7 protein-coding genes and 1 tRNA gene are annotated in these 6929 nt (G+C 64.3%); 6 read left to right on the top strand and 2 right to left on the bottom strand.

Annotated elements, in window-relative coordinates:
• Positions 1–25 precede the first annotated feature (25 nt).
• Entirely contained in the window at positions 26–700 is a 675-nt protein-coding gene (locus tag BKG60_RS20915; protein ID WP_070189416.1) for a methyltransferase family protein, read from the bottom strand.
• Between the two features lie 132 nt (positions 701–832).
• A tRNA-Leu gene (locus tag BKG60_RS20910) sits at positions 833–909 on the bottom strand.
• Between the two features lie 83 nt (positions 910–992).
• On the opposite strand from BKG60_RS20910, the gene BKG60_RS20905 reads away from it, so the two are divergent.
• From BKG60_RS20905 to BKG60_RS20880, 6 genes are all read left to right on the top strand, one after another.
• Entirely contained in the window at positions 993–1619 is a 627-nt protein-coding gene (locus BKG60_RS20905; RefSeq protein ID WP_070945754.1) for an ANTAR domain-containing response regulator, read from the top strand.
• A gap of 196 nt (positions 1620–1815) precedes the next feature.
• Positions 1816–3027 carry a branched-chain amino acid ABC transporter substrate-binding protein gene (locus BKG60_RS20900; RefSeq protein ID WP_070945753.1) on the top strand — a complete coding sequence of 404 codons (1212 nt, stop codon included), beginning with the start codon at positions 1816–1818 and terminating at the stop codon, positions 3025–3027.
• An 83-nt stretch (positions 3028–3110) separates the two neighbouring features.
• Entirely contained in the window at positions 3111–4148 is a 1038-nt protein-coding gene (locus BKG60_RS20895) for a branched-chain amino acid ABC transporter permease (RefSeq protein WP_070189419.1), read from the top strand.
• Positions 4145–5347 carry a branched-chain amino acid ABC transporter permease gene (locus BKG60_RS20890; RefSeq protein ID WP_070189420.1) on the top strand — a complete coding sequence of 401 codons (1203 nt, stop codon included), beginning with the start codon at positions 4145–4147 and terminating at the stop codon, positions 5345–5347. Before BKG60_RS20895 ends, BKG60_RS20890 begins: the two co-directional genes overlap by 4 nt.
• Positions 5344–6198, top strand: a complete 855-nt coding sequence (locus tag BKG60_RS20885; protein ID WP_070189421.1) for an ABC transporter ATP-binding protein — start codon at positions 5344–5346, stop codon at positions 6196–6198. The genes BKG60_RS20890 and BKG60_RS20885 overlap by 4 nt, the downstream gene beginning before the upstream one ends.
• Positions 6182–6928 carry an ABC transporter ATP-binding protein gene (locus BKG60_RS20880; protein WP_070189422.1) on the top strand — a complete coding sequence of 249 codons (747 nt, stop codon included), beginning with the start codon at positions 6182–6184 and terminating at the stop codon, positions 6926–6928. The genes BKG60_RS20885 and BKG60_RS20880 overlap by 17 nt, the downstream gene beginning before the upstream one ends.
• Position 6929 lies beyond the last annotated feature (1 nt).

Raw genomic sequence — 6929 nt, 5'->3', positions numbered from 1 at the left:
GGCGGCGGCAGGGCCGGGTGGGCCGTCACCACATATATGGCACCAGCCGGTAGCGCGCCTGCTGCGCGTATTCGCGGTAGCCGTCCAACTCTTCGACGAGCAGCTTTTCCTCGTCACGGATGCGCACGACCAGCATGATGAGGCCCGAGATGACGGGCAGCAGGCCCCAGTAGGAGCCGAGCGCGAGGGGAACGCCCACGATGGTCAGCACGTTGCCGGTGTACATCGGGTGCCGCACCACCCCGTACAGACCGGTGGAGACGACCTTCTGGCCTTGCTCGATCTGAACCGTGGAGGCCGCGAAACTGTTCTGGATGACCACCAGGCTGGTGATCCCCAACCCGACGACGACCAGGACGTCACCGGCCACACAGACCGCGGCCGGCACCGACGACCAGCCGAATCGATGGTCCAGGGCGCTGATCACCACCATTGCCGCCAGCGAGAGGTACCAGGCGCCGATGAGGACCTTCTGCACCATCCGGGTTTCGGCTGCCGGGCCGGCATGCTTACGGCGCCGGTGGGCCTCGGGGTCGGCGTGCTGCAGGAAGATGCTGGGGATCCAGGTCGACAATGCGAACACCACGAGAAAAACCCAGGCTTGCCAGAAGTCGAGCGTCCCGGCGAGCGAGAACAGCACCAAGCCGAATGCGAAGAGTTCGACAATCCCGAATGCCACTACTCTCGCAACGGCTTTCACGGATCCTCCTGGCACGGCTACCGGCGCGCACAACGCAGCGCTCGGCCTAACCTACAGGGCGGTGACGGTGCCGTCAGGCGGTTCGGCGCCGCGTCCGTCGGGAATCTGTGCTCATTGCCTTTGATCGAGGCGTGGTGCCCTCGGTGAGATTCGAACTCACACTGTACGGGTTTTGAATCCGTTTCCTCTGCCAGTTGGGATACGAGGGCGTTCCGATCAGTACTGCGGCCTACCACCATAGAGGATCCCCCCGCGCTCGCCGAACAGCGGCCTCCACGACACAATGTCTCCCATGACCGGGTCACCGAAAGACGCTGACAGACCGCGCCGCGTACTCATCGCCGAGGACGAAGCGCTCATCCGCCTCGACCTCGCGGAGATGCTTCGCGAAGAGGGTTACGAGGTCGTCGGCGAAGCCGGTGACGGTCAGGAGGCTGTCGAACTCGCCGAATCGCTGCGCCCGGACCTGGTGATCATGGACGTCAAGATGCCGCGCCGCGACGGCATCGACGCCGCCTCTGAGATCGCCAGCAAGCGCATTGCCCCGATCGTGATCCTGACCGCGTTCAGCCAGCGGGAGTTGGTCGAGCGGGCCCGCGACGCAGGGGCGATGGCCTATCTGGTCAAGCCCTTCAGCATCACCGACCTGGTTCCGGCCATCGAGTTGGCGGTCAGTCGGTTCAGCGAGATCGCTGCGCTGGAGAACGAGGTGGCGACACTGGGGGATCGGCTTGAGACGCGCAAGCTGGTCGAGCGCGCAAAGGGTTTGCTGCAGAGCAAGCATCAGATGTCCGAACCTGAGGCGTTCAAGTGGATTCAGCGGGCCGCGATGGACCGCCGGACCACCATGAAACGGGTGGCCGAGGTGGTGCTGGAAACCCTCGAGGACTCAGAGGAATCCCCGGCGCAGGACAGCTGACCGGAGGGCCCGGCTGTTAATTGTGCGTTTCTGCCGGGCCGATATCGCGCGTTCGACCAGGATCCGCGCAAGGACCATTCACTCAACATCCCGCACTCGGACCGGTCGTTGGCTATGTTCTACCCGAAGCTCCGGCGCCCGGCCCTCACCAGGACAGGCGCCGGTGCCGCTGACAACTCTGACCCGGAGGTGAAGCGTGCGCGGTCGCGTGGCACGGAAAGCGTTTGCTCTCGGAAGTGCGGGTGTGGTTGCCCTGGCGATTGCCGGCTGTAACCAATCCTCACCGCAAGGTGAGGCATCGCAGACCGACTTGAAGATTGTCGAGAAGGTCCAGATCGACGAGAACGGTGCCGAGGTCAACGCCGCCGAGGGGGTCACCCCTGCCGACCCTGCCGGAGACGGGAAGGCCACCTGCCCGCCGGTGATGATCGCCATGATGGGCGCGCTCAACGGTCCCGACGCCGCGCTGGGCATCAACATCAAGAACGGCGTACAGCTCGCAATCGACAAGCACAATGCCGCCAATGCCGGTTGCCAGGTGCAGCTCAAGAGCTTTGACACCGAAGGCGATCCGCAGAAGGCAACCGGGGTGGCGCCGCAGATCGTCGACGAGCCGTTCATCGTGGGGCTGGTCGGGCCGGCGTTCTCCGGTGAGACGAAGGCCACCGGAGACGTGTTCAACCAGGCCGGTCTGGTCGCGGCCACCGCGTCGGCCACCAACGTGACGTTGAGCGAAAACGGGTGGCGCACGTTCTTCCGTGGCCTGGCCAATGACGGCGTGCAGGGCCCGTCCGTTGCCAACTACCTCAAGAACACGCTGGGCAACAAGAAGGTGTGTGTGGTCGACGACAGCACCGACTACGGCCTCGGTCTGGCCATAGCGGTACGTGAAACCCTTGGCCCGATTGCCGATTCGTCGTGCAACATCTCGGTGAAGAAGGGGGACAAGGAGTTCTCGGCCGCGGTCACCCAGATCAAGGGGGCGGCTCCCGACTCGGTGTTCTACAGCGGCTACTACGCCGAGGCCGCGCCGTTCGTGCAGCAGCTCAAGGACGGCGGCGTGACGGCGACCTTTGTCAGCGCCGACGGCACCAAGGATCAGCAGTTCGTCAACCAGGCCGGCGAATCGTCGAAGGGCACGCTGTTGTCCTGCCCGTGCGGCCCGGCCACCGGCACGTTCTCCGACGAGTACACCCAGAAGTTCGGCCAGGTGCCGGGTACCTACAGCACCGAGGGCTATGACCTGGGCACCATCCTGCTCAAGGGCATCGACTCCGGTGCCATCACCCGGCCGGCGCTGCTCGACTTCGTCCGCAAGTACGAGGGCCAGGGTGTTGCCCGCAAGTACCAGTGGAACGACAAGGGTGAGCTGACCACCACGTTGATCTGGATGTACGAAGTCAAGTAGTCCTCTGACGAAACGCGTCCGAGCCCGCAGCCCGGGCTCGGACGCGTTTCGCTACACATCGCAAAGTCAGGAGCCGCCGCCGGATGATCCTCCAGTGCGCCGAGCAATCCGCCTGCCTGGCAGCCAACATCAGTTTCAACCTGGACGGCCTGCGAGACGGTTTCTGGCAGCTGACGATCGACGGCTTGTCCTGGGGCGCGATCTACGCGCTGGTGGCGGTGGGATACACCTTGGTCTTCGGCGTGCTGCGGCTGATCAACTTCGCCCATTCGGAGATCTTCATGCTGGGCATGTTCGGCGCCTACTTCTGTCTGGATGTGATCCTGGGTTTCTCGCCGAGCGGCAACGCCTACAACAAGGGTGTCGCGCTGACCGTGCTGTATCTCGGCATTGCCATGTTGTTCGCGATGTTGGTCTCGGGCTCGGCGGCCATCGGTCTGGAATTCATCGCCTACCGGCCGCTACGAAAACGCAATGCTCGCGCGCTGACCTTCCTCATCACCGCCATCGGAATGTCTTTCGTACTGCAGGAGTTCGTGCATTTCGTGCTGCCGAAGCTGTTGAAGGGCTACGGCGGCAGCAACGCCCAGCAGCCCATCGTGCTGGTCCAGCCGAAATCGCAGTTCACGATCTTCGGCGCGTCAGTGTCGAACGTGACATTGGTGATCGTGGGCGCCGCGCTGGTGCTGGCTGTGTTGACCGACATCGCGATCAACCGCACGAGGTTCGGCCGCGGTATCCGAGCGGTCGCGCAGGATCCGACCACAGCCACGCTGATGGGAATCTCGCGGGAGCGAATCATCATGCGGACCTTCCTCATCGGTGGCCTGCTGGCAGGTGCGGCGGCGTTGCTCTATACGTTGAAGGTGCCGCAGGGCATCATCTATTCGGGCGGATTTCTGCTCGGCATCAAGGCATTCTCGGCCGCCGTACTGGGTGGCATCGGCAATCTTCGGGGTGCCCTGCTGGGTGGGTTGCTGCTGGGCATCATGGAGAACTACGGGCAGGCGGTATTCGGTACGCAGTGGCGTGATGTCGTGGCGTTTGTTCTGCTGGTACTGGTGCTGCTGTTCCGGCCGACCGGCATACTCGGTGAGAGCCTCGGGAAGGCGCGGGTATGAACGAGCAACAGGGTTCACAGTCCGCCGGGTCGCTGACCAAAACGCTGTTGGCCCCCGGCGACGCCATTCGCGAATGGTGGTCCAGCCTGCCGCGTATCGCCAAATGGCTTGTCGGCGTTGTGGGTTTCGGATTGCTGGGCCTGTTGCCGTTGTTCACTCCCGGCTTCCTCAATACCACCGGCATCAGTTTCGGCGGCACCATGGCGCAGTTCGCGATGGTGGCGATCATCGCGATCGGGCTCAATGTCGTGGTCGGGCAGGCCGGCCTCCTCGACCTCGGCTACGTCGGGTTCTATGCGGTGGGCGCCTACACGGTGGCGCTGCTGACCAGCCCCGACAGTCCGTGGAACAAGGTGGGCCCCAACGGGTTCTTCAGCCAGGACTGGGCATGGCTGTCCTGCCTTCCGCTGGCGATGGCGGTCACCGCCCTGGCCGGGCTCATCCTGGGAACGCCCACCCTGCGGTTGCGCGGCGACTATCTGGCGATCGTCACCCTCGGTTTCGGTGAGATCATCCGCCTGCTCGCCGACAACCTGTCCGATGTGACCAACGGTTCACGAGGACTCAACCAGATTGCCTACCCGCGGGTGGGGGAGAGCGAGAAGCTGCCGAACGGGGTGTTCTCCAGCGGCAACTCGGCTGGGGAGGCGAACTATGGGACCTGGTGGTTCTGGCTCGGCCTGATCCTGATGGTCGGAATCCTGCTGTTGGTCGGCAACCTCGAGCGCAGCCGGGTCGGGCGCGCATGGGTGGCAGTCCGCGAGGATGAGGACGCCGCCGAGGTGATGGGCGTCAACGCGTTCCGCTTCAAGTTGTGGGCGTTCGTCATCGGTGCCGCGATCGGCGGCCTCTCGGGTGCGCTCTACGCCGGCCAGGTTCAGTACGTGGCACCGCCGACGTTCAACATCATCAACTCGATGTTGTTCCTGTGCGCAGTGGTGCTCGGTGGGCAGGGCAACAAGCTCGGTGTCATCTTCGGTGCCTTCGTGGTGGTCTATCTGCCCAACCGGCTGCTGGGGGTGGAGTTTCTGGGAATCAACCTCGGCGACCTCAAGTATCTGTTTTTCGGTCTGGCCCTGGTGGTGCTGATGATCTTTCGGCCGCAGGGTCTGTTCCCCGTGCGTCAGCAGCTGTTGACCTACGGCCGATCGGCTCGACAGTTGTTGCGCGGCTCGTCGGACAAGGAGCCGGTGCTATGACGGAGCCTACGTCCGGTGTGACCGAGAGCGTCGAAGAACTGGCCGGGGTGCACCGCGAGATCCAGGCTGCTGAGGGTGAGATCCTGCTGGAGACAGTCGATCTCACGGTCAAGTTCGGAGGTCTGGTCGCCCTGGATTCGGTCAGCTTCAACATCCGCCGTGGTGAGATCCTGGGTCTGATCGGACCGAACGGCGCGGGCAAGACCACCTGCTTCAACGCGATCACCGGCGTCTACCGGCCCAGCTCGGGAGCCGTCAACTTCGATGGCGCCCCGCTCGGCCGGATCAAGCGTCACCAGATCACGCGACGCGGGATAGCCCGCACGTTCCAGAACATCCGGTTGTTCGGCGAGATGACCGCTCTGGAGAACGTCATGGTGGGCACCGACGCGCGGCACAAGACCTCGGTGCCCGGAGCCCTGGTGCGTTCCCCGCGGCACCGGCGCGAGGAACGGACGGCCATCGAACGGGCCGCGGCGCTGCTCCATTTCGTCGGGATCGCTCATCGTGGCGAGGAGAAGGCCAAGAATCTGCCCTACGGCGACCAGCGACGCCTCGAGATCGCGCGTGCGTTGGCCACCGAGCCCAAGCTGTTGTGCCTCGACGAACCGGCCGCCGGGTTCAATCCGGCCGAGAAGGCCTCGCTCATCGAGCTGATCCGCAAGATCCGCGACGACGGCTACACCGTGCTGTTGATCGAGCACGACATGCGCCTGGTGATGGGCGTGACCGACCGCATCGTGGTCCTGGAGTTCGGCCGCAAGATCGCCGACGGGTTGCCACGGAACATCCGCGAGGACCCCAAGGTCATCGCCGCATATCTGGGGGTGCCCGATGACGAGCTCGGCTGAGACGAGCCCTCCGGTGCTGCTCGAGGTACGCGATGTGGTGGTGCACTATGGCCGGATCAAGGCGTTGCACGGGGTTTCTCTGGTGGTGCACGAGGGCGAATTGGTGACCCTGCTGGGTTCCAACGGCGCCGGCAAGACGACCATGATGCGGGCGATCTCGGGCTTGCGGCCGCTGACCTCGGGTTCGATCTGGTTCGAGGGCCGCGACATCTCCCGGGTGAAGGCGCATCAGCGCGTTATCGACGGGCTGATCCAGGCTCCCGAGGGGCGTGGGGTATTTCCGGGGATGACTGTGCTGGAGAACTTGGAGATGGGTTGCTATGGGCGGAAGTTCGCCACCCGCGCCGAGCATGATGAGCGGTTGGACTGGGTGTTCGACACCTTCCCACGGCTGGCCGAGCGGCGATCTCAGGTGGGTGGAACCCTTTCGGGCGGGGAGCAGCAGATGTTGGCCATCGGCCGGGCGCTGATGGCCCGGCCCAGGGTGCTGCTGCTCGACGAGCCGTCGATGGGGCTGGCCCCGATGGTGATATCGCAGATCTTCAAGATCATTTCTGGGATCAACGCTCAGGGCACCACGGTGTTGCTGGTCGAGCAGAATGCCCAGCAGGCCCTGAGCCGGTCCGACCGCGCCTACATTCTGGAAACCGGCGACGTCACCCGCAGCGGTGATGCGCGGGAATTGTTGGCAGACGACAGTATTCGCGCCGCCTACCTCGGCGTCGCCTAGC

It is taken from the genome of Mycobacterium syngnathidarum, from assembly GCF_001942625.1.
Classification (GTDB): Bacteria; Actinomycetota; Actinomycetes; order Mycobacteriales; family Mycobacteriaceae; genus Mycobacterium; species Mycobacterium syngnathidarum.
Note: the sequence above shows the minus strand (reverse complement) of the source record. Positions and strands in the feature narration are given on the sequence as shown.

Coding starts and splice junctions, on each gene's coding strand:
- BKG60_RS20905 (WP_070945754.1), top strand. CDS start 993: ATGACCGGGTCACCGAAAGACGCTGACAGACCGCGCCGCGTACTCATC.
- BKG60_RS20895 (WP_070189419.1), top strand. CDS start 3,111: ATGATCCTCCAGTGCGCCGAGCAATCCGCCTGCCTGGCAGCCAACATC.
- BKG60_RS20890 (WP_070189420.1), top strand. CDS start 4,145: ATGAACGAGCAACAGGGTTCACAGTCCGCCGGGTCGCTGACCAAAACG.
- BKG60_RS20885 (WP_070189421.1), top strand. CDS start 5,344: ATGACGGAGCCTACGTCCGGTGTGACCGAGAGCGTCGAAGAACTGGCC.
- BKG60_RS20880 (WP_070189422.1), top strand. CDS start 6,182: ATGACGAGCTCGGCTGAGACGAGCCCTCCGGTGCTGCTCGAGGTACGC.